This window comes from Thermus sp. FJN-A (assembly GCF_054655095.1).
Window position 1 is genome coordinate 1 of record NZ_BAAHSC010000032.1, and the last position, 471, is coordinate 471.

Here is a 471-nt window from a genome sequence, read left to right on the forward strand (position 1 = left end):
GCGGCCTACCAGAACCGCTCCCCCCGGGTGGCCCTCCGGGACTGGGCCCTCCTCGCCTTCCTCTACGGCACAGGCCTCCGCCTCTCCGAGGCCCTGGCCCTGACCTACGCCGACCTCACCTATCAGGACGGCGTCCCCCACGCCATCCGGGTCCAGGGGAAGGGGGGGAAGGAGCGGATGGTGGTCCTCTCGCCCACGGCCCAGCGGGCCCTGCACCAGTGGCTGCGGCACCGGACCCTCGAGGGCCACCCCACGAGCCCCTACATCTGGAGCCACACCACGGGGCCCAACCGGGGAAAGCCCTTCTCCGCCCGGGCGGTGGAGGCCATGGTGAAGCGGGTGGCCAGGCGGGCGGGGCTCAAGGACTGGCAACGCATCACCCCCCATAAGCTCCGCCACTCCTACGCCAGCGCCCTGGTGGAGGCGGGGCGGGGGATTGACGAGGTGAAGGAGCTTCTGGGGCACAGCTCC

1 protein-coding gene is annotated in these 471 nt (G+C 72.2%); it reads left to right on the plus strand.

All coding sequences use genetic code 11. The features are described from left to right. Positions 1–471, plus strand: a 471-nt coding sequence (locus ACYQ0J_RS00155) for a tyrosine-type recombinase/integrase (RefSeq protein ID WP_460170224.1), incomplete at both ends; no start/stop codon positions are given.